20 protein-coding genes are annotated in these 24,428 nt (G+C 65.8%); 17 read left to right on the top strand and 3 right to left on the bottom strand.

The genetic code is table 11. The features are described 5' to 3' along the window. Nucleotides 1–60 precede the first annotated feature (60 nt). The 6 genes from BG023_RS13095 (at nt 61) to BG023_RS13070 (ending at nt 6,316) form a co-directional block, all read left to right on the top strand. Complete coding sequence (locus BG023_RS13095) at nt 61–1,113, top strand: Fe(3+) ABC transporter substrate-binding protein (protein WP_069310836.1); 1,053 nt, start codon at nt 61–63, stop codon at nt 1,111–1,113. A gap of 131 nt (nt 1,114–1,244) precedes the next feature. Beyond that, a complete protein-coding gene (locus tag BG023_RS13090) occupies nt 1,245–2,060 on the top strand; it encodes a ferredoxin--NADP reductase (protein WP_069310835.1) in 816 nt (271 codons plus the stop codon). A gap of 558 nt (nt 2,061–2,618) precedes the next feature. Next, nucleotides 2,619–3,761 carry an acyl-CoA dehydrogenase family protein gene (locus BG023_RS13085; RefSeq protein WP_069310834.1) on the top strand — a complete coding sequence of 381 codons (1,143 nt, stop codon included), beginning with the start codon at nt 2,619–2,621 and terminating at the stop codon, nt 3,759–3,761. 10 nt (nt 3,762–3,771) lie between these two features. Next, nucleotides 3,772–4,512 (top strand): SDR family NAD(P)-dependent oxidoreductase, encoded by a 741-nt coding sequence (locus tag BG023_RS13080; RefSeq protein WP_069310833.1) that lies wholly within the window; start codon nt 3,772–3,774, stop codon nt 4,510–4,512. A gap of 13 nt (nt 4,513–4,525) precedes the next feature. Continuing rightward, entirely contained in the window at nt 4,526–5,551 is a 1,026-nt protein-coding gene (locus BG023_RS13075) for an aldo/keto reductase (protein WP_069310832.1), read from the top strand. A gap of 90 nt (nt 5,552–5,641) precedes the next feature. Beyond that, complete coding sequence (locus BG023_RS13070) at nt 5,642–6,316, top strand: response regulator transcription factor (RefSeq protein WP_069310831.1); 675 nt, start codon at nt 5,642–5,644, stop codon at nt 6,314–6,316. A gap of 140 nt (nt 6,317–6,456) precedes the next feature. Here the strand turns inward: BG023_RS13070 and BG023_RS13065 are convergent, their stop codons facing one another. Beyond that, nucleotides 6,457–9,198: a TonB-dependent receptor domain-containing protein gene (locus BG023_RS13065; RefSeq protein WP_069310830.1), complete on the bottom strand. Its 2,742-nt coding sequence runs from the start codon at nt 9,196–9,198 to the stop codon at nt 6,457–6,459. Between the two features lie 102 nt (nt 9,199–9,300). Next, nucleotides 9,301–10,866 (bottom strand): hypothetical protein, encoded by a 1,566-nt coding sequence (locus BG023_RS13060; RefSeq protein ID WP_069311329.1) that lies wholly within the window; start codon nt 10,864–10,866, stop codon nt 9,301–9,303. A gap of 309 nt (nt 10,867–11,175) precedes the next feature. On the opposite strand from BG023_RS13060, the gene BG023_RS13055 reads away from it, so the two are divergent. The 11 genes from BG023_RS13055 to BG023_RS13005 all read left to right on the top strand — a co-directional run bounded on the left by BG023_RS13055 (nt 11,176) and on the right by BG023_RS13005 (nt 23,519). Further along, a complete protein-coding gene (locus BG023_RS13055; RefSeq protein ID WP_069310829.1) occupies nt 11,176–11,571 on the top strand; it encodes a tetratricopeptide repeat protein in 396 nt (131 codons plus the stop codon). Nucleotides 11,572–11,766: 195 nt separating this feature from the next. After that, a complete protein-coding gene (locus BG023_RS13050; protein ID WP_069310828.1) occupies nt 11,767–12,408 on the top strand; it encodes a lytic transglycosylase domain-containing protein in 642 nt (213 codons plus the stop codon). A gap of 40 nt (nt 12,409–12,448) precedes the next feature. After that, nucleotides 12,449–12,754, top strand: a complete 306-nt coding sequence (locus BG023_RS13045) for a TrbC/VirB2 family protein (protein WP_190315774.1) — start codon at nt 12,449–12,451, stop codon at nt 12,752–12,754. Nucleotides 12,755–12,759: 5 nt separating this feature from the next. Then, on the top strand, nt 12,760–13,044 hold the full coding sequence (locus BG023_RS13040; RefSeq protein WP_083234700.1) for a type IV secretion system protein VirB3: 285 nt from the start codon (nt 12,760–12,762) through the stop codon (nt 13,042–13,044). Continuing rightward, on the top strand, nt 13,034–15,478 hold the full coding sequence (locus tag BG023_RS13035) for a VirB4 family type IV secretion/conjugal transfer ATPase (protein ID WP_069310827.1): 2,445 nt from the start codon (nt 13,034–13,036) through the stop codon (nt 15,476–15,478). The genes BG023_RS13040 and BG023_RS13035 overlap by 11 nt, the downstream gene beginning before the upstream one ends. Continuing rightward, nucleotides 15,475–16,671: a type IV secretion system protein gene (locus BG023_RS13030; RefSeq protein ID WP_069310826.1), complete on the top strand. Its 1,197-nt coding sequence runs from the start codon at nt 15,475–15,477 to the stop codon at nt 16,669–16,671. The genes BG023_RS13035 and BG023_RS13030 overlap by 4 nt, the downstream gene beginning before the upstream one ends. Next, nucleotides 16,668–17,480: a TrbG/VirB9 family P-type conjugative transfer protein gene (locus tag BG023_RS13025; RefSeq protein WP_069310825.1), complete on the top strand. Its 813-nt coding sequence runs from the start codon at nt 16,668–16,670 to the stop codon at nt 17,478–17,480. The genes BG023_RS13030 and BG023_RS13025 overlap by 4 nt, the downstream gene beginning before the upstream one ends. Further along, nucleotides 17,480–18,619: a TrbI/VirB10 family protein gene (locus BG023_RS13020; protein WP_233993004.1), complete on the top strand. Its 1,140-nt coding sequence runs from the start codon at nt 17,480–17,482 to the stop codon at nt 18,617–18,619. The genes BG023_RS13025 and BG023_RS13020 overlap by 1 nt, the downstream gene beginning before the upstream one ends. Before the next feature lie 7 nt (nt 18,620–18,626). Beyond that, on the top strand, nt 18,627–19,637 hold the full coding sequence (gene virB11, locus BG023_RS13015) for a P-type DNA transfer ATPase VirB11 (RefSeq protein ID WP_069310824.1): 1,011 nt from the start codon (nt 18,627–18,629) through the stop codon (nt 19,635–19,637). 193 nt (nt 19,638–19,830) lie between these two features. Continuing rightward, complete coding sequence (locus BG023_RS13010) at nt 19,831–21,993, top strand: RNA degradosome polyphosphate kinase (protein WP_069311325.1); 2,163 nt, start codon at nt 19,831–19,833, stop codon at nt 21,991–21,993. Next, nucleotides 21,990–23,519: a Ppx/GppA family phosphatase gene (locus BG023_RS13005; protein WP_069310823.1), complete on the top strand. Its 1,530-nt coding sequence runs from the start codon at nt 21,990–21,992 to the stop codon at nt 23,517–23,519. The genes BG023_RS13010 and BG023_RS13005 overlap by 4 nt, the downstream gene beginning before the upstream one ends. Here the strand turns inward: BG023_RS13005 and BG023_RS13000 are convergent. Then, entirely contained in the window at nt 23,516–24,397 is an 882-nt protein-coding gene (locus BG023_RS13000) for a queuosine precursor transporter (RefSeq protein ID WP_083234698.1), read from the bottom strand. The genes BG023_RS13005 and BG023_RS13000 overlap by 4 nt on opposite strands. Between the last annotated feature and the right edge of the window lie 31 nt (nt 24,398–24,428).

Below are 24,428 nucleotides of genomic sequence, written 5' to 3'. Positions count from 1 at the left end.
TTGCGTGGGCCGTGTTTCTATTGCAAGTCATTTGCAAATAGACACAGGACCCCGACTCCGATGAAGAAGCTTCTCCTCGCCGCCATCGCCTGCATCAGCTTGGGCGGGCTTGCCGCCTGCGCCGAGAGCGGCAGCGACCAGCAGGGCGGTGACAAGGCCGCGCCGATCACCGGCGAGGTCAATCTCTACACCTCGCGCCACTACGACACCGATCTGGCGCTCTACGAGGATTTCACGCGCGAAACCGGGATCAAGGTCAACCGGATCGAGGCTGATGCCGATGCCTTGATCGAGCGGATCAAGTCCGAAGGCGAGTTCAGCCCGGCGGACGTGTTCGTCACGGTCGATGCCGGGCGCCTGTCGCGCGCCGAGCAGGCGGGGATCCTCGCAGCCGTCGATTCCGAGGTGCTGACCGACCGTATCCCGGCAAACCTGCGCGATCCGGGCAATCGCTGGTTCGGCCTCACCACCCGCGCGCGGATCGTCATCTACAACAAGGCCAAGGGGAAGCCGGCGGGCCTTGAAACCTATGCCGACCTCGCCAAGCCCGAATTCAAGGGCCGCATCTGCATGCGCTCCTCCTCCAGCGTCTACAACATCGCGCTGCTCGCCAGCATGATCGCGCATGACGGCGAGGCGAAGGCAGGGGCCTGGGCCAAGGGCGTGGTCGCCAATTTCCAGCGCCCGCCGCAGGGCAACGACATGTCGAACATCGAGGCGGTGGCAGCCGGCGAATGCGACATCTCGCTGGTCAACACCTACTACCTCGCGCGTTTCGATACGCCGGAGAAGCGCAAGGTGCTGGACGCGATCGGGATCATCTTCCCCAATCAGGCGACCACCGGCACCCACGTCAACATGAGCGGGGCAGGCGTGGTCAAGACCGCACCCAACCGCGCCAATGCTGTGAAGTTCCTCGAATACCTCAGCTCCGAAAGCGCGCAGCAGGTGCTCGCCAACGCCAACAACGAATATCCGGCAGCCAAGGGCATCGCCCCGACCTCCGCCGTTGCGGCCCTCGGCAGCTTCAAGCCCGATAGCCTCGCGCCGTCCGAAATCGGCAAGCACGAGGCCCGCGCGGTGGAGCTTTACAACGCCGCGCGCTGGAACTGATTGCGCCCAATCAAGGCCCGCTTTCAGCCCTTATCACTAAACTGTCTTGAAGGGGGCGCGCTTGTCGTCCATTTGCGCCCCCATTCCAGCCGTCCGTTCCGGGCGGCGCTGACCTGTATCCGAGGCCTGTCTTGACCCAAACCGCCCTGACCCGCGACCAGTTCACCGAAAGCGCGGCGCTCTCTGTTGAGACCATCACCGAAGTCCACCACTGGTGCGACGGGCTGTTCAGCCTCAAGATGACGCGCCCGGCGAGCTTCCGCTTCCGTTCGGGCGAGTTCGTGATGATCGGCCTGCCGGGGGACAACGGCAAGCCGCTGCTGCGCGCCTATTCGGTCGCCTCGCCGTCCTATGCCGAGGAGCTCGAATTCCTGTCGATCAAGGTGCAGGACGGCCCGCTGACCTCGCGGCTCCAGCACATTCAGGTGGGCGATCCCATCTACCTCGGCAAGAAGCCGACCGGTACGCTCGTCACGGACGCGCTGCTGCCGGGCAAGCGGCTGTTCATGCTCTCGACCGGCACCGGCCTTGCGCCCTTCATGAGCCTCGTGCGCGATCCCGAGGTTTACGGGATGTTCGAGGAAGTGATCGTGGTCCACTCGGTCCGCAACGTGAATGAGCTGGCCTATCGCGAGCTGCTGGAGAGCAAGCTCGAAGGCGACCCGCTGCTCGAGGATGAAGACCGCGCGCGGATGATCTACGTCCCCACCGTCACCCGCGAGCCCTTCCGCACCCAGGGCCGCATCCAGGCGCTGATCGACGACGGGCGGCTGTTCGAGCAGAGCAAGGGCCCGCAGCGCTTCGTGCCGGAGGAAGACCGCGTGATGTTGTGTGGCTCGATGGCGATGATCAAGGACCACGCGGCTGATCTGGAACGCCGCGGCTTCGAGGAAGGCGCGAACAACAAGCCGGGGCAGTTCGTGATCGAACGCGCGTTTGTGGGGTAATTTCTTCCCCTTATCGTCTCCCCGGACTTGATCCGGGGCCCCGCTGCCTTCCAGCCCGACGCGAGGAAGAAGCGGGATCCCGGGTCAAGCCCGGGAAGACGAGATTTTGGCGTGCGAACCACTCCCGTCACCCCAGCGAAAGCTGGGGCCTAAAGCCGCACAGAGCAGCGCTTGCCGCCCTAGGTCCCAGCTTTCGCTGGGATGACGCGCTTGGCTCAGTCGGCGAGACGCTGTCGTCAGGTCTTGAGGCGATCAACGACAGTCAATCTTCTTTTGTCGCTGTCGCCGCATGAATTCCCGCCCACATCAGGGCCTCTACTGCGAATAGTATAACCGCTGTAGTCCTTTCGCCCAGCAACCAGAGTATCACACCCCCTACGAGTCCAATGAGAAGGCACGATGCGGCGGGGCTGGGCATATTCATGCGGAACGTCTGCCACAAGTATTGGGTCGCCAGCAATCGCGCCTCGCCCCCACCCCCACTTTCGCGCTTGACCCCCGCCCGCGCGCGCTGTTCTATCGTGGCAAATCGAAACCCAATTGCCGGAGAGAACTCCCATGCTCGCGACCTCCTATCGCACTGCCTATAACGAAGACCACGAGGCCTTCCGTGACACTGTCCGCAAGGTCTTCGCCGAACATCTGACCCCGCACATGGACGAGCACGAGGCTAACGGCATCGTGCCGCGCGATGTGTGGAAGAAGATGGGTGATGCCGGGATGCTGTGCATGACGGTGAAGGAGGAGAACGGCGGCCTCGGCCTCGATTTCGGCTTCAACTGCGTGCTGACTGAGGAGCTGTCCTACCTCGGTTCCTCGGCGGGCTTCACGCTCCAGAACGATATCACGGCGAACTATTTCGAGCGGCTCGGCAATGCCGAACAGCGCGCCAAGTACCTGCCCGGCATGGTCAGCGGCGACATCATCACCGCGATCGCGATGACCGAACCCGGCGCTGGCTCCGACCTTCAGGGCATCCGCACCACCGCCAAGAAGGACGGCAATCACCTCGTCATCAACGGCTCGAAAACCTACATCACCAACGGCCAGAATGCCGATTGCGTGATCGTGGTCGCCAAGACCGATCCCGAGCGCGGGGCCAAGGGCATCAGCCTCGTGCTGGTGGACGCCGACACCCCCGGCTTCGAGCGCGGGCGCAATCTTGACAAGATCGGCCAGCACGCCGCCGATACCTCGGAGCTGTTCTTCAACGATTGCCGCGTGCCGATGACCAATATCCTCGGCGCGGAAGGCATGGGCTTTGTGCACCTGATGGAAGAGCTGCCGCAGGAACGGCTCGGCATCGCGGTCGGCGCGCAAGCCGCGGCGCAGCGCGCGTTTGATGAAGCGGTGAAGTTCACCAAGGACCGCAAGGCTTTCGGCAAGACCGTGTTCGAATTCCAGAACACCAAGTTCACGCTCGCCGACCTGAAGGCCAAGCTGCAAGTGGGCTGGGCGCACCTCGACTGGGCGATCCGCAAGCACCTCGCGGGCGAGCTCACCACCGATGAGGCATCCGCGGCCAAGCTGTGGCACACCGACCTCCAGTGGGAAGCCTGCGACACCGCGCTGCAACTCCACGGCGGGGCGGGCTACATGAACGAATATGCCATCGCCCGCCTGTGGCGCGACGCGCGCGTGACGCGGATCTTCGGCGGCACGAACGAGATCATGAAGGAAGTGATCTCGCGCTCGATCTAAGGGACCTGACATGACCGAACCGCTCGACTTTACCGGCAAACGCGTCCTCGTCATCGGCGGGTCGAGCGGGATCGGGAACGGCATCGCTCACGGCTTCCGCGCGCGCGGAGCAATTGTCACCGTCACCGGCACGCGGCCTGACGAAGGCGATTATTGCGAGGCCGAGGACAGCGACTTCACCGGCCTTTCCTACCGCCAGATCGACCTGTTCGACCGCGACGCGGCGCAGCGGCTGGCGGCGGAGTTCGGCCCGCTCGATGTGCTGGTGCTCTCCCAAGGCACGGTGCGCTACGGGCGGCAGGAGTTCACCCGCGAGGGCTGGGATGCGGTGGTCGACATCAACCTCAATTCGGTGATGGATGTCGCCCGCGCCTTCCACCCCGCGCTGGCAGCAAGCAAGGGCGCGATCATTATCGTCTCCTCTGTCGCGGCGTTCAAATCGACCATCGGCACGCCCGCCTATGCGGCGTCGAAGGCGGGCGCAGCGAGCCTCACCAAGACGCTGGGCGAGGCTTGGGCGCGCGACGGCATCCGGGTCAACGGCATCGCCCCGGGGCTGGTGCCGACCAAGCTCACCAGCGTCACCACCGATCACCCCGAGCGCCTCGAAGCGAGCCTCAAGTCGATCCCGCTGCGCCGCATGGGTACGCCCGAAGATATGGCCGGCGCCGCGCTGTTCCTTGCCTCGCCGCTCAGCGCCTACATCACCGGGCAGACACTGGTGGTCGACGGCGGCCTCACCCTCTCCTGAAGGAGAACGATCCATGCAATTCACCCGCCTCGGCCGATCGGGCCTCACCGTTTCGCGGCTGTGCCTTGGCTGCATGTCCTATGGCGATACCTCGAAGGGCTGGCACGGCGACTGGCTGCTGGGCGAGGATGCCGCGCGGCCGTTCTTCCGCGAGGCGCTGGAGGCGGGGATCAACTTCTTCGACACCGCCAACATCTATTCGGGCGGCACCTCGGAAGAGATCACCGGCAAGCTGCTCAAGGAAATGGCGCGGCGTGACGAGATCGTGGTCGCCACCAAGGCCTTCGGCGTGTGGCGCAACGCCCCCAATTGCGGTGCGCTGTCGAGGAAGGCGCTTTTCCAGGCGATCGACGACAGCCTCGCGCGGATGGGCATGGATTATGTCGACCTGTTCCAGATCCACCGCTGGGATGACGTGACGCCCATCGAGGAGACGATGGAGGCGCTGCACGACATCGTGAAGGAGGGCAAGGCGCGCTATATCGGCGCGTCCTCGATGTATGCGTGGCAGTTCGCCCGCGCGCAGGAAGTGGCGCGCGCCAATGGCTGGACGCGGTTCATTTCCATGCAGAACCAGCTCAATCTGCTCTACCGCGAGGAGGAGCGCGAGATGCTCCCGCTGTGCGCCGCCGAAGGCGTGGGCGTGATCCCGTGGAGTCCGCTCGCGCGCGGGCGGCTGACCCGGCCATGGGGCGAGGATACCGTGCGCAGCACCACGGATGTGGTCGGCAAGGCGCTCTACAATGCCGAGGATGCGGCGGATCAGGCGGTGGTGGACGCGGTGCAGCGCCTCGCCACCGCGCGCGGGGTGCCGATGGCGAGCCTCGCGCTGGCGTGGCACTTCACCAAGCCGCAGGTCACCGCCCCGATCATCGGCGCGACCAAGCCGGCGCACATCGCCGATGCCGTCTCCGCACTCGACATCACGCTGACGGGCGAGGAAATCGCAGCGCTGGAAGCGCCCTATCGCCCCAAATTCCCGACCGGCATGGGGATGCCTATGCCGGCGATGGACAAGGTTTCGTTGCTCGCACCGTAACCGCCCAGAATTGTTACATCCGCAGGTTACATAGTCACAATCGCGTCACATCGTTCGGTCAATCCGGTGGAGAACCGGGGCAATCGCAACATGGATGTCGTCAATATCTTCCTGACCAGCGATCTGGGTGAAAGCCTTGAGGATTTCGTCCACGATCACCGCTGTTTCACCTTCGACCGGCTGGGGCCGGACGGGCCGAAGCGGCTGGTCGAAGGGCCGATGTGGGCCTTCGTCGACTGGGTGCTGCCTGATCTTGCCGGGCTAGAGCTGTGCCGCCGCCTGCGCGCCGATCCGCGCACGGCTGACGCGCATGTGACCATGGTCCTCGAAGCCGATGATGCGGAAGACCGTCGCCGCGCGCTGCGTGCCGGGGCGGATGATTATGTGATCGGCCCGCTCACCCGCACCGCCGTGCTCGACCGGGTGCTCGCGCTGCAATCGCGTGGCACCGAGCGTAATGCCACCCGCCTGTTCGAACGCGGCGCGCTGGTGATCGATATGGCCGCTTTGCAGGCGCGCTGGAACGGCGTGCCGATCGTGCTGCGCCCCAACGAATTCCGCCTGCTGCGCTACTTCGCCGAAAACCCCAACCGCGTGCTGACGCGCGAGGATCTGATCGGCGGTCTCGGCAAGCGCGAACCCCCGATTGACGAACGCACCGTCGATGTGTGGATCGGCCGCCTCCGCCGCGCGATCAAGGCGTCGGGCGGCGGCAACCCGCTGCGCACCGTGCGTTCGCTCGGCTACGTCTTCGATCTGGGGTGAACGGACACTAATCCCAAGCCTCGTCGCCCCGTGCCTGACACGGGGCTTGGCTGACTTTTTCCGGGTCTGGTCCGAAGAGAGCCTAACCCCGTGTCAGGCGCGGGGTGACGAAAGGGGCGGATTGCTCCGCCCCTCCCGCATCAGAATTCAGCCTTCACACCAATCGCAAAGCTGGTGCCAACGTCGAAGGTGTTGATCTCGGCGCGATTGCCGTTGATCGCCTGGAATTCGAAGTTGTCGCGGCCGGTCAGGTTGCGTGCCTCGAAGCTCAGTTCGAGCGGTACGCCGCCCAGCTTCACTTCCGAACGCGCGACCAGATCGATGGTCAGGCCCGGATCCTCGACCACATCAGGCAGTGCGCCACCGCGAAGGGTGACCCGCTCGCTCGCGTAGTTGAACAGCAAAGTAAGCTGCTGGACCTTGTCGGTGTCCTCGATCCCGAACGAGATATTGGCGACATGGTCCGACTGGCCGACCAGCGGCGCGCCATTGTCGAACAGCTGGTTGGCCAGCTGTCCGGTTGCGCCCGGGATCGGGGCCAGATCGGTCGGCCCCACCGAAATGCTCGACTGGGTGTAGGTGTAGTTGGCGAGGATCAGGAACTGCTTGGTCTCGAAGAAGCTGCCCCAGTCCGCAAGGTCGATCCCGTAGGCAACGTCCAACTCGCCGCCGTAGAGCTCGGCCTTGGGCGCGTTGGCGTAGCTGGTTTCGATGATCCCCGGCGCGGTGATCAGGAAGTTTTCGATCGGGTTTTCGATTTCCTTGTAGAAGCCCGCAAGGCTCACCCGGTTCGGCCCGCCCATGTAGTATTCGGCGCGCGCTTCGAGGTTGATCAGCTCGCTGTCCTGCAGGAACGGGTTGCCGCGGAAACGGCGGTTCGATTCCGGATCGAAATAGGTCTGCTCCACCAGCTCGCGGAACTGCGGGCGGGCGATCGTCTGCGAGGCCGAAAGGCGCAGCTGCAGATCGTCGATCGCTTCCCACGTGATCGTCGCCGAGGGCAGGAAGTAATCATTGGCGATCAGCGTCGGGTTGGCGAGGTTGGTGCCGCCGAAGGTCGGATCGGGCGCGGCAGACTGGAGCCCGTCCTCGTAACGCAGGCCGGCCTCGATCGAGAGGCGATCGGTCGGGCGGTAACGCGCAAGGCCATAGCCGGCGTGGATTGTCAGCGCGGCATCGAACACCGGGAAGGGCGTCGGGTCGGAGACGGTGATGTTGAAGAGCGGCGTGCCGTCAGGCAGCGAGCCGAGGGTCGCCTCGTTGAAGATCTGCCCCGGCTGGCGCAGGCCCAGCGCCCGCAGCGCGGTGGTGAACTCGGCCGAGGAGCCCACCAGCGGACGGATGATGAACGACAGCGAGCGGCGCGCGGTGTCCGAATAGCTGTAACCCGCGGTCAGCGAGAGCTTGTCGGTGACTTCAAGGGTCACGTCCGCGCCTCCGAACCACAGTTCCTCGGTCAGGTCTTCAAAGCCGACCTGAATGCGCTCGGTCCCGCCGACCAGCGCGCCGACATCGACCACGAAAAGGTTGCCGAACGGGTCGTTGGGGATGTTGGTGCGGATGTAGGGAACGATGGCGTTGTAGGGCGCCTCGCGGTCGGTGCGGGCATAGCCGCCGCGCAGATCCAGCTCGAACCGGTCAAAATTGAATTCGGCTACCAGCTGCGAATCCATCAGCTGGCGTTCGAACCAGCCGGTCTGCTGGGTCTGGAAATCGAACGGGCGGGCGACATCGGTGAAGCTGTCGGTGCCGGTCGCAAGCCGCGCGGTCTTGAGCGTGTCGCGGATGTAGAGGTTAGTCCAGCGGATGGTGTGCTCGCCGATATCGAGGCCCACGCCGATCAAGCCGTTCACCAGCACCTTATTGTCGGTGATGAAGTTCTGCGAATCGAACAGGATCTGGCCCGCTTCGGCATCGCCGAACTGCTGACTGGTGACATTGCGGTTGCGCCAGGTGTTGGTGATCCCGGCGGTGGCGATGATGCCGAGGTAGTTGCCATCACCCACCTCGAACGAACCGCCGCCGGTGATGCTGGCGGAAAAGTTCATCGGGAGCACATCGTTCTTTTGCAGCGTCACGAGGTTGAGCGGCATGATCTGCCCGGCGAGCTCGCGCTGTGCCGCGGTCGAGGCGTCGTTGATGCGGGTGCCATCGGCGATCAGGGCTTGCAGCGCGGTCGGGAAATCGCGGTTGCCATTGTCGAAGCCGAAGGTGTCGAGATTCGATCCGAAATAGGTCAGACCGTTCTGGAAAGTGGTTTCGGTATCGCCGCTGCCGGTGAAGCTGAGCGTAAGGAAGTCCTCGGTCGGGATCGCCTTGGTGGTGAGGTTGATCACCCCGCCGCCGAATTCGCCCGGGAAGTTGGCCGAATAGGTCTTCTGCACGAGGCTCGAGGCGATCACGCTGGTCGGGAAGATATCGAGCGGCACGACGCGGCTCAGCGGTTCGGGGCTGGGCAGGGGAAGGCCGTTGAGCAGCGCGAGCGAGTAGCGATCGCCCAGACCGCGCACGAAGACGCGGCCATTGCCGACCAGCGAAAGGCCGCTGACCCGTCCGAGCGCGCCGGCGATGTCGCCTTCGCCGGTGCGGGCGATGTCGGCTTCGCTCAGTACGCTCAGCACCTGACCCGAATTGCGTGCCGGATCGCGGTTGCGCCGGCCCGTGACGATGATCCCGCCGCCGGGCAGCGAGACATCGGCGCTCTGGAGGTCCTCGGCCGGAGCCTCGTCCGGTGCTGCCTCGTCCTGCGGCGCCTCGGCTTCCAGCGCCTCGGTATCGGCGGGAGCTTCGTCCTGCGGCATATCCTGGGCGTGGAGCACCGACGGCAAGGTCAGCGAGGTGGTGAGGAGCAGCAGCCCTGCAAGGCGCGTGCGGGTCAACATGGGTGAGGACTTTCTCGTTATTGGGTCAGTCTAGAATGCGAAAATGGGGGAGGCGCAGCGCTGTGGCGGCGTCTCCCCCGATAGGTGTCACAGGCTCGAGCCTCAGGCCGGATAGACCGGCAGCGAGGTGCAGGAACCGGTCGCGCTGCTGAAGTTCTGGATCGTCGAGTTGCAGGTCCAATTGCCGAAGATGGTGGTCAGCGCCGCGGCGTTCTGGATCGCACCGATGAAGGTCCGGGTCGGGAAGAAGGTCGACCGGGTGTTGGCGTTGAAGGCGGTACGGCCGGTTTCGCCCGCGCCGTTGACCACATTGTTGGTCAGCGTGATGGCGAAGGCGAAGTTGTTGTTGGTGCCAGCGTTGATGCGGGTGGCGACATCGGCGTTGGTGTTGCCGCCGCCGCCGCGGATCGGATCGACCGCCGGGCAATCGCCGACCACCGAATCCACCCCTATGATCGCCGCGAGGGTCGCAGGCTCGTCGATCTGGAAGCAGTGGTTGGTGCCGGCATTGATCACGCCGTTGGTAAGGCCGAGCGCCGCACCGCCGCGCGCCTGGATCACCTGCGGCGCGGCATCGCGCACGCCATAGGTGAAGTTGTTCACCTGCAGGATGGTCTGCGGGATGGCATTGCTCGGCGTGCGGTCGGCCACGTTGGGCGAATCGAGTTCGATCAGGCGGTCACCGGTGGTCGAACGCTGCACCGCGATCATGGTGTCGACATTGACGCGCGCGCCGGTGTCGACGTCGAGCGAATCGTCCGAAGCGCCGATCACCGCGAGGTTGCGGAGATTGAAGCCGCCGCCGAAGAATTCCACGCCGTCATCCGAGCTGTTGAACGAGACGAGGTTCTCGATCGTGGTGCCCGAGCCCACGCCGCCCGTGGTCAGCGACTGGAGTTCGTTGTTGGGCGCGAGTTCGAAGCCCGAGAAGCGGATCTGGTTGAAGCGGAACGAGCCCGAGCTGTCCGCCGCGTTGGCGCCGCCGAACGGGGTGGCGACCGCCGCACCTTCGAGGCGGCCTTCGCAGGTCGCGTTGTTGGTCGGCGCAGCGGCGGTGTTGAACACGCCGTTCGAGCAATCCGAAACCGGCGCGCGGCCGAGCAGCACGACGCCGCCCCACTGCTGCTGGCTGTTGTCATTGGCAAGGCCGATGATGTTGTCGCGGCTGGTCCAGATGATCGGACGTTCAGCCGTGCCGTTCGACTGGATCGCGTTGCCGCGGTTCACGACGAGGTAGGAATCCTGCTGCGCGAAGAAGATCACGCCCGGCTCCACGGTAAGGGTGATCGTGGTGCCAGTGCTAGAAAAGCCGCGGTCGGTACCGACTTCGACGCGTCCGTTGATCTGGTAAACGAGGCCGCGGATGTAAGCGAGGGTGTCGGTGGAGGTGAAGCGCGCGGGCAGCTGGCAAACGCGATAGGTGCCGGTCGGGCCGGTGATGGTGCCGGCGTCGATCAGCCCGCCCGTGGTGGCGATCGTCGGACAGCCGGCGGCCGGGGTCACCAGCGACTGGGTCGGCGTGGGGGTCGGGGTCGGCGTCGGGGTCGGCGTGGGATTGTTGATGATGATGTTGCCGCCGGTTCCCGGCGAGACGATTTCATCGGCCCCGCACCCTGCCAGAGCGACAAGGCTGGTACCCAGAACAAGAAGGCGTTGAACGTTTTTCACTGCGAGCATCCCCTGCAAAACCGAGAATCGGACAAGCGCGGCCAATCGGCGCTTGGAGGTGCGGTAGGGTTGCGGCGTGACAGATTTCTTGCAGGATTACAGTCACGTGTCAGTGACTGAACTAAGACTTTAACGTGACAAATATGACAAGACGGGCAAGGGCGAGGCTGGCGCGATTTTCACAAAACTACATGGCAAAAACAAAGTGTTGATGCGTTGCATTACAGAAAAATTACAATGTTTCAGTTTTGTTGCACTTCAATTCCGACTCCGGCACACTGCACAGCGTTGGAAGAGGGAGACTTGCCGATGTCCGTCACCGCCTTTGCACTTGCGCTGGTTTTCGCGCCGCTGCCGCAGATCGAGCACGGGGCTGCCATGGCTGCTTCTGCCGAAGCGGGTGATCTGGCGGCGCAACCGCTGGCTGCCGGTCGTGCCGATCAGGCTCTCCCGCTGCTCGAACGCGCCAGCGCGGCGAACCCGCATGATCCGGCGGTGCTGATCAATCTCGGCATTGCCTATGCGCAGGCAGGGGATGAAGCCAAGGCGCGTGCTGCGTTCGAACAGGCGGCGGCATGCCACGAGGTGATCGAACTCGACACCGCCGATGGCACCGCCACCGATTCGCGGCGGCTGGCGCGCAAGGCGCTCAAGATGCTCGCGCGCGGCGAATTCGGCCCGGTGCGCGTCGCGGCGAGCAACTGATCCGCAACATATTACTTTAAAGGCATGGCGGCCCTTCGGGTCGCATCCAGATGCCGCTTGCGGGCGGGTTGCCAGGGGGCGGCCCGCCCGCTTTGCGTTCCGCGCGCAACCTGCATCGGCCAGAGGCCAGCACAAGGCTGTCACCTCTCTGTCATTTAGGTTAGACAAAGGGGTCGCACTCTGGAGGGCTGAGAGATGATTCTCGCCGCGGCTTGCCGCGTCACGATTGCTGTTCTGCTGTTCGGGCTCGCTGTCGAGGCGCAGGCCGATGTGCTTGAACTTGGCCCCGATGGCGCGCGCTGGGTGGCAGGGCCGCTCGCAGGCCGTGCCGCCGTGCCCGAAGCCGGGGCTGCCGGTGCGCCTGCTCCGCTCGTGTCGGTCGAGGGCACCGGCCTGCCCGATCACGCCATTGCCGATCCCGCGCGCAACGCCGCGCTGGTTCCGACGCGCTATGCCGCCACGATTGCCGATCTTGCCGCGCGGTTTGATCTCAGCCCCAGCCTGCTCGAAGCGGTGGTTTGGCAGGAAAGCCGCTGGAACGAAAACGCGGTCTCGCCCGTCGGCGCGCGCGGTCTGGCGCAGCTGATGCCGGGCACCGCGCGCTATCTCGGCGTCAATTCGGACGATCCCTACCAGAACCTCGAAGGCGGGGCGCGCTATCTGCGCGAACAGCTCGACCGGTTCGGCGGCGATCTGGAAAAGGCGCTCGCAGCCTATAATGCCGGCCCCGGCCGGGTCGAGCGGGCAGGGGGCGTTCCCAATATCCGCGAGACCCGCCAATATGTCGCCGCCATTCTCGGGCGGCTTGCCAATCATTCGCGTCCGGCTGGCCAGTAACCAGTCGCTGCAAGACAAAATTGAGGAACTGGACAGGATAATGAATTCGATGCTGCGTTTGCCTTCCCGCCTGATCGCGCTGCTCGCGCTGGTGCCGAGCGCTGCCATGGCGCAAACCGCCGATCCGGCCGGTTCCGGCCCGATCAACAACGCGCTGTTGTGGCTGCAAGGCACATTGCTCGGCACGGTCGCCACCACTGTCGCGGTGATGGCGGTCGCCGCGATCGGCTTCATGATGCTGACCGGCCGGATGAACTGGCGCTTCGGTGCGACCGTGATCATCGGCGTGTTCATCCTGTTCGGCGCGACCACCATCGTCGCCGGTATCCAGTCGGCCGCCGGCTGATCAGCGTGACCGATCTCGTCCGTCATCCGGTGCACCGTGCGCTCACCCGCCCGCAGATGTTTGCGGGGGTGACGATGAACTTCTTCATCATCAATCTGATGGTGACGACGATCGCCTTCCTGATCCTCAAGAGCTGGTGGATCCTGCCGGTTCCGGCGGTGATGCACGTGATCGGCTATTTCGCGTCGCTGCGCGAACCGCGCATTTTTGACCTTTGGATCACGAAGGTTTCGAAGTGCCCACGCGTTCCCAATTTCAAGCGTTGGGGGTGCAATTCCTATGCCCCGTAAGTGGATCGGTGCCGCAGCATGGAGCGCGAAGGAAGCCCGCGTCGGCGACCGGCTGCCCTATGCCCGCCTGATTGACGAGAACACCGTGCTTCTGCGCGATGGTTCGGTGATGAGCGCGATCCAGGTGCCGGGTCTGCTGTTCGAAACCGAAGACAGCGATGCTTTGAACGCCCACGCCGCCACCCGCGAGGTGATGCTGCGCTCGACGCTCGATGCGCGCTTCGTGATGTATCACCACGTCATCCGCCGCCGGGTGGAGGTGGAACTTGATGCCGAGTTTCCCGATCCGCTCAGCCGCCATATCGATGCGCGCTGGAAGCAACGGCTGGCCGGCGGATCGCTGTTCATCAACGACCAGTTCGTCACCCTGATCCGCCGCCCCGCGCGCGGCAAGACGGGCTTGCCCGAGCGTCTCTCCAAGATGTTCTCGCGCGCCGGACAGGAAGAGCCGGAAGCCGACCCGCGCGACCTGCGTTCGCTCAAGGCTGCGATCACCGGGCTTGTCGCCTCGCTCCAGAATTATGGCGCGGCGGTGCTGGGGGATTATCAGGCCTCCGGTTCGGCGAAGGGCACCAATTCGGAAATGCTGGAGCTGCTCTCGGCGCTCTACAATGGCGAGATGCGCCCCGTGCGCCGCCCTGCGCCCGAGACCGATATCGGCCATATGCTGCCCTATCGCAGGGCCAGCTTTGGTCTGGACGCGATGGAGCTGCGCGGGTCTGCCGCCCCCGATTTCGCCGCGATCCTTGGCCTCAAGGATTACCCCGAGGCGACTTCGCCCGGCCTGCTCGACAACCTGCTGCGCCTGCCGTTCGAGATGGTCGTCACCGAAAGCTACGCCCCCAACGAGCGCACCACGGCCAAGGAACGCATCGATCTGGCCCTGCGCCGTTCGCGCTCGGTGGACGAGGAAGCTGCTGCCGAGCGTGCCGAAATGCTCGCCGCGCGCGATGCGCTGGGCAACGGGGCGGTGGGCTTCGGCGATCACCACCTGACCGTGCTGGTGCGCGAGCAGACCCTGCCGCGTCTCGATGACGCGATGGCCGCCTGCGCCGCTGCGCTCGCCGACACAGGCGCAATCGCGGTGCGCGAGGACACCAATCTCGAACCCGCTTTCTGGGCGCAGTTCCCCGGGAACGAGGAATATATCGTCCGCCGCGCGCTGATCTCCTCGGCCAACATGGCGGGCTTCGGGTCGTTCCACGGCTTTGCGCTGGGGCAGGCGAGCGGCAACCACTGGGGCGATGCGGTGACGCTGCTGGAAACGACCAGCGCCACCCCGTTCTTCTTCAATTTCCACCACGGCGATCTGGGCAACTTCAGCGTCATCGGCCCGTCGGGATCGGGCAAGACCGTGGTGATGAACTTCCTCGCGGCTCAGGCGCAGAAGTTCAGACCGCGCACCATCCTGTTCGACAAGGATCGCGGGGCAGAGCTGTTCATTCGCGGCATCGGCGGGCGTTATGACCGGATCAGCCCCGGCGCGCCGACCGGTTTCAACCCGCTTGCGCTGCCCGATACGCCCACCAACCGTGCCTTCCTGCGCGACTGGCTCAGCGTGTTGCTGGCGGCCGAGGGGCCGGAGGAATTCGCCACCATCAGCGCGGCGGTCGATGCGACTTACGCGAACGATCCGAGCTTGCGGCGGCTGCGGCACTTCAAGGAACTGCTTGCCGGTGCCAGGCGCCCGCAGCCGGGCGATCTGGCCGACCGGTTGGCGGCGTGGATCGGCGGCCCTGCCGGGCAGGGCGGCGAACACGCCTGGCTGTTCGACAACGAACGCGACCGGCTCGATCTCGAAACCCGCGTATTGGGCTTCGACATGACCGCGCTGCTCGAAAATCCGCGCCTGCGCACGCCGGTGATGATGTACCTGTTCCACCGCATCGACGAGCGGCTGGACGGGCAGCCGACGATGATCCTGATCGATGAAGGCTGGAAGGCGCTGGACGACGACGTCTTCGCCGCACGCATCCGCGATTGGCTCAAGACGCTGCGCAAGCGCAATGCGCTGGTCGGCTTCGCCACGCAGTCGGCGCGCGATGCGCTCGACAGCCGGATTTCGACCGCGCTGGTCGAACAGACCGCGACGATGGTGTTCATGCCGAATTCGCGCGCGCGGCCCGAGGATTACTGCGACGGCTTCGGCCTTACCCCGCACGAATTTGCGCTGATCCGCTCGCTTCCGGCGCATTCGCGCTGCTTCCTCGTGCGCCAGCCCGATGCGAGCGTGGTGGTGCGGCTCGATCTGTCGGGCGCGCCCGAAGTGCTGACGATCCTGTCGGGCCGCGAAAGCGCGGTGCGCCGCCTCGATCTCCTGCGCGAGGCGGTGGGGGATGAACCTTCGGCGTGGTATCCCGCGTTGACCGGCCGGGCCTGGCCCGATGGCACGGGCGAAGATGCCGCCGCGCCGGTGTGGCAGGCTGCCGAATGACCACCGCCTGCGATCTTGCCGCCGAGGCGATGGGCACCGGGGTCTCCTCGGCGCTGACTGCGGTGGACTGCATTGCCAGCGGCGTATCCGAACAGGCCTTCAACCGCCTGTTCGGCACCGAGGGCCAGCTCGCCTTCGCGCTGACGCTGCTGCTGGGGCTCTATGTCGCCTTCTTCGGCATCTCGCTGATGCTGGGGCGGTCCAACCTGTCGGTGCGGGTGCTGCTGCCCAAGATGATGACGCTGGGGCTGGTGCTGACCTTCGCCACCAGCTTCGTCGCTTTCTCGACGGTGTTCTACAACGTCTTCATCGGCGGGCCTGACCAGATTGCAGGCATTCTCACCGGCACGCAGAACGAAAGCGCCACGGTGGTGTTCGCGCAGAAGCTCGATGTGGTGTTCCAGGCGGTCCAAAAGGCGAGCGGGGATACCAATGATATCAGTGCCTTCTCTCCGCGTGGGATGATGTGGTTCGGCGCGATGCTGCTGCTGCTCGGCACGGTCGGGCTGTTGGTGACGGCGCGGATCGCGCTCGCGCTGCTGCTGGCGACGGGGCCGATCTTCGTGGTGATGGCCCTGTTCGAGGGCACGCGCGGGCTGTTCACCGGCTGGCTCAAGGGGCTGGTGATGCTGGCACTGGCGCCGCTGCTCGCCGTGCTGGGCGGGTCGATCATGCTCGAACTGTCCGTGCCGATCCTTGCCGCGCTGGTGCGGGTGCCGGGACAGATCGACCAGAACGCGGCGATGGCATTCTTCCTTGTCGGCGCGGTGCATATGGCGCTGATGTTCATGTCCCTGAAGGTCGCCGGCACGATGGTTTCGGGCTGGCAGGTGTTCGGCCTCGTGCCGGGCCAGGAGCGGACGCGGACGAGCGATGGCCCGCGCGCTGTGCCGCAGCCCGTGCCGGTTTCGGGCACGCCGCGCAGCACCAATATCGTGCCGTCCAGCCCGGGCCTTGCCCCGCGCAGGGTCGACCTTGCCCCCGTCTTGCCTGTGCTTGCCGCCAATGACGCAGGGACTTCGGGGAATGTTCCACGTGAAACACGGGTCTACGCCACCACCAGCAGCGGCGATGCAGCGCAGGCCCCGGGAACCGGAATTGCCCGCACCCGCGGCATCGGCAACCGCTTCCGCACCGCCTCTGCCGCCAGCACGCCGCTCCCCAAGATGACCCCTCCGGAGACCTATCAATGATCCGCGCCGTGCTTCTCGCCGCGCTTGCCCTTGGCCTCTCTGCGCCCGCCATCGCGCAGGATAACCGCCTGCAAACGCGTGTGTTTGATGAAAACGCCGTGGTGCGGATCGATGGCCGGGTGAAGGTGCAGACCACCATCAAGTTCGCCCCCGACGAAGCGATCGAGAATGTCGCGATCGGCGACAGCGGGGCATGGCAGGTGCAGCCCAACAAGGCCCAGACGATCCTGTTCGTGAAGCCGCTCGCCCCCGCGGCGCGCACCAATATGACGGTGGTCACCGACAAGCGCACATACCTGTTCGATCTGGTCGCCAGCCCCAAGAATCCCGCCGTCTACGTGCTCCAATTCCGCTACCCCGAGCTGGAAAAGGCGGCCGAGGAAGCGCGTCTGGCCGCGGCGGCCGAGGCCGAAGCCGCCGCCCAGCGCGCCGCCGCCAGCCCCGAGGAACTGGCCGCAGCCTCCGATCCCTATGCGGTGATCGACCCGTCCAAGCTCAACTTCGCCTGGGCCAGCGCGGGCGCAACCGCCCTGATGCCGAGCCGCGCGTTCGATGATGGCGCGGCAGTGTTCCTGACCTGGCCGCAAGGCACCGCGATCCCGGCCATTCTGGTCGCCAACGAGGATGGTGATGAAGGCCCGGTCAACTACACCACGCGCGGCACGACGGTAATCGTCGATGGCGTGCCCGCGCAGCTGATCCTGCGCGTTGGACGCGAGACCGCAACTCTCACCAACACCGGCCCGGTGCGGCCCACCGCCCGGCAGGCCGCGCGCGGACCCACCGCGCCGCAAACGGAGAACAACTGATGCGTCTGGCGATGCGTTTGCCCCCGAAGAAGGGCGATGGCGGCGGCGAGGACGGGCTCGATCCGCGCGAGCGCGAAAGCGCCGAGATCATCGATCTGGCCAGTCGTGCGGCCTTCCCCGCTGTCACCGACCGCAAGGCCAAGGGCGACGGGCTCGGCCTCGCCGCGGGCGTGGCGGTGGTCGGCCTGCTTGGCGCGGTGACCTTCTGGGCGATGAATTCCGCGCGCCAGCCCGAACCGCAGGGCATCGGCAATCCGGCCGTCGCGCCGCCGCCGGTGGCCCCTCCGGTGGTGGTGCAACCGATAACCGATCCCGCGCAGCAGCCCGGCATCGCGCCGGTGGTGCCACCGGTCGATCCGGCCCCTTCACCGGTTTACGCTGTCAATCCGGGGAGTGTGCCCGAGGCGAGCGTCAATCCCTATGCCAGCCCCAGCCTGATTTTCGATGGCAGCAGCGCGCGCGGCTCCCGCTTCGCCGAAGCGCCTGTCGGCGCGCCTGCACCCACTCCCGGCGGCGCTGTCGGCGGCATGGGCGGCGCGGCGGACTTTGCGGCCCGCGTTGGCGGTGTGGGCGGTGGCCCCGCGCAGGCGCGCACAATGGTCAATCCCTCGACCACGGTGACCGAAGGCACGCTGATCCCCGCGATCCTCGAAACCGCGATCAACACCGATGTGCCGGGCTTCGTGCGCGCGGTGGTGAGCCAGGACGTCCGCAGCTTCGATGGCAAGCGCGTGCTGATCCCGCGATCCTCGCGCCTCGTTGGCCAGTATCAGGCGGGCGTGCAGCAGGGCCAGCGCCGTGCCTATGTGATCTGGACGCGGCTGATCCGGCCCGATGGCGTGTCGGTCAGCCTTGCCTCGCCTGCGGTCGCCTTCGATGGCACCACCGGGCTTGAGGGCGACGTAAACACCCACTTCTTCCAGCGCTTCGGTTCGGGGTTGCTGTTGTCGGTGGTCGGCGGCCTCGGTGCGGTGGCGACCGGCGGGATCGGCGGCGTGATCGTTGCGGGCGGTGCGCAGGGCGCGGCCAATTCGGCGGTGCAATCGCAGGGCCAGATCAGCCCCACCATCCGCGTACGCATGGGTGAGCCGATCCGCGTGTTCACCGCGCGCGATCTCGATTTCAGCGCGGTCAATTGAGCGTCGCATGAGCGCGGACATCCACCGGCTGGGCTCGGGCGAAGAGAGCGCTGCACCGCTTTCGGCGGAGCGTTCGGTCTATCTCGACGCCTATCTCGCCCCGTTCCGCCGCTGGCTCGACCGTGACACCGTGACCGAGATCATGGTCAACCGCCCGGGCGAGGTGTGGATCGAGGATGCCGCAAACCCCGGCATGCAGCGGATCGAGACCCCCGAGATCGACGACCGGCTGGTGCAGCGCCTTGCCGAACAGGTCGCGCGAGTCAGCCATCAGGGGATCAACCGCGAACATCCGTTGCTGGGCGCAACCCTGCCGGACGGCGCGCGCGTGCAGTTCTGCGGCCCGCCCGCGAGCCGCAAGCACTGGGTCATGGCGATCCGCCGCCACCGCAGGCTCGATCTGCCGCTCGATGCCTATGACACCGGGCCGCTGGCGGGCGAGGGCCATGTCGCGCTGCCCGACGCGCAGCGTGAGCCGATCGCTTACTTGCGCGCCGCGATCCGCGCGCGGCGCACGATCCTGATTTCCGGCGGGACGAGCACCGGCAAGACCACCTTCCTCAACGCCATGCTCGGCGAAATCCCGCGCGATGAACGCGTGGTGCTGGTTGAGGATACGCCCGAGCTGAAGTTCCCGGGCGCCAACGCGGTCGGCCTGGTCGCGGTTAAGGGCGAGCTGGGCGAGGCCAAGGTCACCGCCAACGAGCTGCTGCAAGCCGCGCTGCGCCTGCGCCCCGACCGCATCGTGCTGGGCGAATTGCGGGGCGCCGAAAGCGTCAGCTTCCTGCGCGCGATCAACACCGGCCACCCGGGCAGCTTCTCGACCATCCACGCCAACTCCCTGCGCGGTGCGCTCGAGCAATTGTCATTGATGGTGATGCAGACCGGGATCGGGCTGACCCGGCAGGATACCATCGCCTATGCCGCGAGCGTGATCGATGTGATCGTGCAGCTGGGGCGCGATGTCCATGGCAAGCGCGGCATTACCAGCATTGCGGACAGCCGCGATCTGGTTTGAGCGCGGCGCGGGCACTCCCAAATTGACATTTGTATGACACGCGCAGCAAGGTGATTTACACCGCACCGGCAAGCGAACAGATGCGTTTGCGGGGCGGCGCGCCCATGCCCGTGGCGCGATGCGGAACAGGAAAGCGATGAGTACGGCACCGATCGGCAGTGAACCCCGGCCCGCGAGCACGGGGCTGGCGCAGATGGTGGAGCTTGCCTCCGACGAATCGCCCTATTTCAACCGCGAGCTTTCGTGGCTCCAGTTCAACCAGCGGGTGCTGGCCGAGGCCTGCAACGAAAGCTACCCGCTGCTCGAACGGCTGCGCTTCCTCTCGATCTCGGGCAGCAATCTCGACGAGTTCATGATGATCCGCGTCGCCGGGCTTGTCGGGCAGGTGCAGCGCGGGTTGGCGACGCCTTCGATCGACGGGCGTAGCCCCTCGCAGCAGCTCGCCGCGATCCGCGCCAAGCTGGTCGATCTTTCGCAGCAACAGCAGACGATCTGGCGTAGCGTGCGAGCCGGTCTGGCCGAAGCCGATATTCACGTGGCCGATGAGGAGCGCGTGAGCGCCGCCGCGCACAAGTGGCTGAAGAGCTACTTCCTCAACGAAATCCTGCCGATCATTACCCCGCAGGCGCTCGATCCGGCGCATCCGTTTCCCTTCGTCCAGAACGAGGGCATGGGGCTGCTGTTCACGCTCGTGCGCGAGGGGACAAGCGAACAGCTGACCGAGATGGTGCTGATCCCCAGCGCGCTGCCGCGCTTCGTGCGCGTGCCCGACGCGGTGACCGGCGCGAGCACGGGCGAGGGCGGGGCGCTCTACATCTCGATCGCGCGGCTGATCCAGCGCTATGCCGAGGCGCTGTTCCCCGGCTTCACCATCAAGGGCGACGGGCTGTTCCGCGTGCTGCGTGACAGCGATATCGAAATCGCCGAAGAGGCCGAAGACCTCGTGCGCACCTTCCGCAGCGCGATCCAGCGTCGCCGCAGGGGGCAGGTGATCCAGCTCGAGATCGAGGAGGATTTCGATCCCGAGGCGGAAAGCCTGCTGCTCGATCAGCTCGGCATCAACGAGGCGGCCGTGATCAAGACCGACGGGATGATCGGGATCGATGGCCTTGCCGAAATCGTCGCCGAGGATCGCCCCGATCTGAAGTTCGATGCCTATTCCCCGCGCTTTCCCGAGCGCATCCGCGAACATGACGGCGATGCCTTTTCCGCGATCCGCGAAAAGGACATCATCATCCACCACCCCTATGAAAGCTTCGAGGTGGTGGTCGATTTCATCCGGCAAGCCGCCGCCGATCCCGATGTCGTGGCGATCAAGCAGACGCTCTACCGCGCAGGCTCGCAATCGGCGGTGATCAACGCGCTGATCGAGGCGGCCGAGGCGGGCAAATCGGTCACCGCCGTGGTCGAATTGAAGGCCCGCTTCGACGAGGAGCAGAACCTGCAATGGGCGGGCAAGCTCGAACGTGCGGGCGTGCAGGTGATCTACGGCTTCACCGACTGGAAGACCCACGCCAAGGTGGCGATGGTGGTGCGGCGCGAGGGCGATGGTTTCCGCACCTACTGCCACCTCGGAACCGGCAATTATCACCCGGTGACCGCCAAGGTTTACACCGATCTCAGCTTCTTCACCGCCGATCCCAAGCTGGGGCGCGATGTGGCCAAGATGTTCAACTTCGTCACCGGCTATGTCCAGCCGCACAGCCTTGAACGCATCCACATCGCCCCGATCGATCTGCGCGGCGAAATCTACGCCCGCATCGACACCGAAATCGCCAACGCGCAGGCGGGCAAGCCCGCAGCGATCTGGTTCAAGTGCAACCAGTTGACCGATGAAGGCGTGATCGACCGGCTTTATGCAGCCAGCGAGGCGGGCGTGCAGATCGAGCTTGTGGTGCGCGGCATCTGCTGCCTGCGCCCGGGGATTGCGGGCCTTTCGGAGAACATCCGCGTCAAGTCGATCATCGGCCGCTTTCTCGAACACAGCCGCATCTATGCCTTCGCCAACGGCCATGCGATGCCGAGCGCCCATGCGGCGGTGTTCATCGCTTCGGCCGACATGATGAGCCGCAATCTCGATCGCCGGGTCGAAACGCTGATCCCGATCCTCAACCGGACGGTGCATGATCAGGTGCTGCAGCAGGTGCTGCTCGCCAACATGCTCGATACCGAGCAGAGCTGGTGGTTGCACCCCGATGGCAGTTATTCGCGGGTCGAGGCGGACGAGGGCGTGGGCGCGAAGCCGTTCAACTGCCACCGCTACTTCATGACCAACCCCTCGCTCTCCGGGCGGGGCGGGGCGCTCGAAGCGGGGGCGGTGCCGAAGCTGTCCTTGCGCCGGGGAGCCGCCGGATGAGCTACAACCAGCGGCGCAGCGCGCGCCATGCGGAGATTGCCGGCAGCACGCCGGGCCGCGCGATCATCGACATCGGTTCGAACACGGTGCGCCTGGTGGTCTATGGCGGCACGATGCGCGCGCCCACGGTGCTGCTCAACGAGAAGGTGACGGCCAAGCTCGGGCGCGAGATCGCCAGCACCGGCAAGCTGGCGGACGAAGCCATCGCGCTGGCGCTGCGCGGATTGAAGCGGTTCGCCCTGCTGCTCACCGATCTCGGGATCAGCGATGTCGAAACCGTCGCGACTGCGGCGGTGCGCGATGCCGCCAATGGCCCCGAATTCGTCGCGCAATTGCAGGGTCTCGGCCTTAGCCCGCGCGTGCTTTCGGGCGAGGAAGAAGCGCTGCTCAGCGCCCACGGCGTGATCGGCGCCTTCCCCGATGCGCGCGGGATCGTTGCCGATCTGGGCGGCGGCAGCCTCGAACTGGTGCGCGTGGCGCGGGGGCAGACCGACAGCGCGAGCACGCTGCCGCTCGGCACGCTGCGTCTGCCCGATTACCGCAAGGGCGGCCGCGCCGAGATGAAGAAGGCGCTCGACAAGGCGATCCGCGCAGGCGGGTGGGACCTGTCCGCTCAGTCCCCCGCGCAGAACGGCGCGCTCTATCTGGTCGGCGGCACGTGGCGTGCGATGGCGGTCTATGCGATGACCCAGCGCGGCTATCCGCTGTCCGATCCGCATGGCTACGAACTCCCGGCGAGCGCCGCGCTGGCGCTGGCCGATAGCCTTGCCATCAGCGAGAGCGATGCGCTCAAGGGGCGCGAGCGGATTTCCTCTATGCGCGCGGAAAAGCTGCCCGATGCCGCCGTGCTGCTCGAAGCGCTGCTGATCCGTCTTGCGCCCGAAAAGGTGGTGTTCTCGTCATGGGGTCTGCGCGAAGGCCTGCTCTATGACAGCCTGCCCGCGCACAGCCGTTCGCAGGATCCCTTGCTGGCCGGGGTCGCGGTGTTTTCCAGCAACCGCGGCAGCCCCCCGACGCTGGCGACGCGCATGGCGGCCTGGACATTGGACGCAGCGCCTGCGCGCGATCACGGCAGCGAACGGTTGCGGCTGGCCGCGACCATGCTCGCGCTTGCGGCAATGCAGATCGAACCGAACATCCGTCTGCCCCAGGCAATCAACTGGGCGCTGCACAAGCGCTGGGTCGGGATCGACGGCAAGGGGCGGGCGATGCTGGCCGCGGCGATTTCGGCCAATGGCAACCAGCTCGCCCTGCCCGCCGAAGTGCGCGCGCTGGCCAGCCCGGAGGCGCTGGAAGAAGCAGTGCGCTGGGGCCTTGCGCTGCGCTTGGCGCGCAGGCTGGGCGCACAATCGCGCCGCTCGCTCGAGGTGAGCCGGCTGGTGGTGGAGGACGGCGCGCTGGTGCTGCGCCTCGCACAGAGCCACGCGGCGCTGTTCGGCCAACCGACCGAAAAGGATCTGCGCCTGCTTGCCGGGCGTCTGGGGGTCGGCTGGCGGTGCGAAATCGTGCCGGAAATCGATGTCTAGCGCGCGTCCGCCTTCTCGCTCCCAAAGGGCGAGAAATCGGTGTCGATGTCGAACAGGTCGACCCCTTCTGCCGCTTTGAGCTTGTTCACCACCACATAGGTCACCGGCGTCAGCACGGCTTCCCACACCACCTTGAGTGCCCAGTTGGTGATCATGACGGTGATCACCGCCTCGGTCGTCCAGATGCCGTAGAAGGCGACGGGGTAGAAGATCAGGCTGTCCACGCCCTGTCCGACGAAGGTCGAGCCGATGGTGCGGGTCCACAAGGCGCGGCCCTTGGTCCAGACCTTCATCTTGGCCATCACGAAGGAATTGACGAATTCACCCGCCCAGAACGCGGTGATCGAGGCGACGACGATCCGCCAGGTGCTGCCGAACACGCTTTCATAGGTGCTCTGGCAGATTGCACCGCCGGGGACCGCCGGATCGAGCGTCGAGGTGATCGGGCGCGGCCCGCCGAAGCCGCTCGCCGCGCATTCCCATCCGCCGAAGGGGGGCAGGGCGGTGACGACATAGGACATGAAGGCAAGGAACAGCATCGCCGCCGTTCCCACCCAGATCACCCGCCGCGCCTTGGCGAAGCCGTAGATCTCGGTCAGCACGTCGCCGATGACATAGCCCAGCGGGAAGAACAGGATCCCCGCGCCATAGATGAAGGTGCCATCGGGTGCGGGCCACCAGCCTTCGGGCCAGAACGGCACGTCGACAAAGGTCAGCTTGGCCGCACCGATGATGTTCGACAGCAGCAGGATCGCCACGAACGCCGCCATTACGAGGTCGTAATAGCGGAAGGTCACCGGAGCGTGGCTGGTGGCGATAATGCCGTCGGTCGGGTCACGGTCGAAGGCGGCTGCGGGATCGGGAGAGGTGTTTTCCATCGCGGCGAGGGTTAGCGCGATTCCCTTGGCC

The organism is Porphyrobacter sp. LM 6 (assembly GCF_001720465.1).
Taxonomy (GTDB): Bacteria; Pseudomonadota; Alphaproteobacteria; order Sphingomonadales; family Sphingomonadaceae; genus Erythrobacter.
Note: the sequence above shows the minus strand (reverse complement) of the source record. Positions and strands in the feature narration are given on the sequence as shown.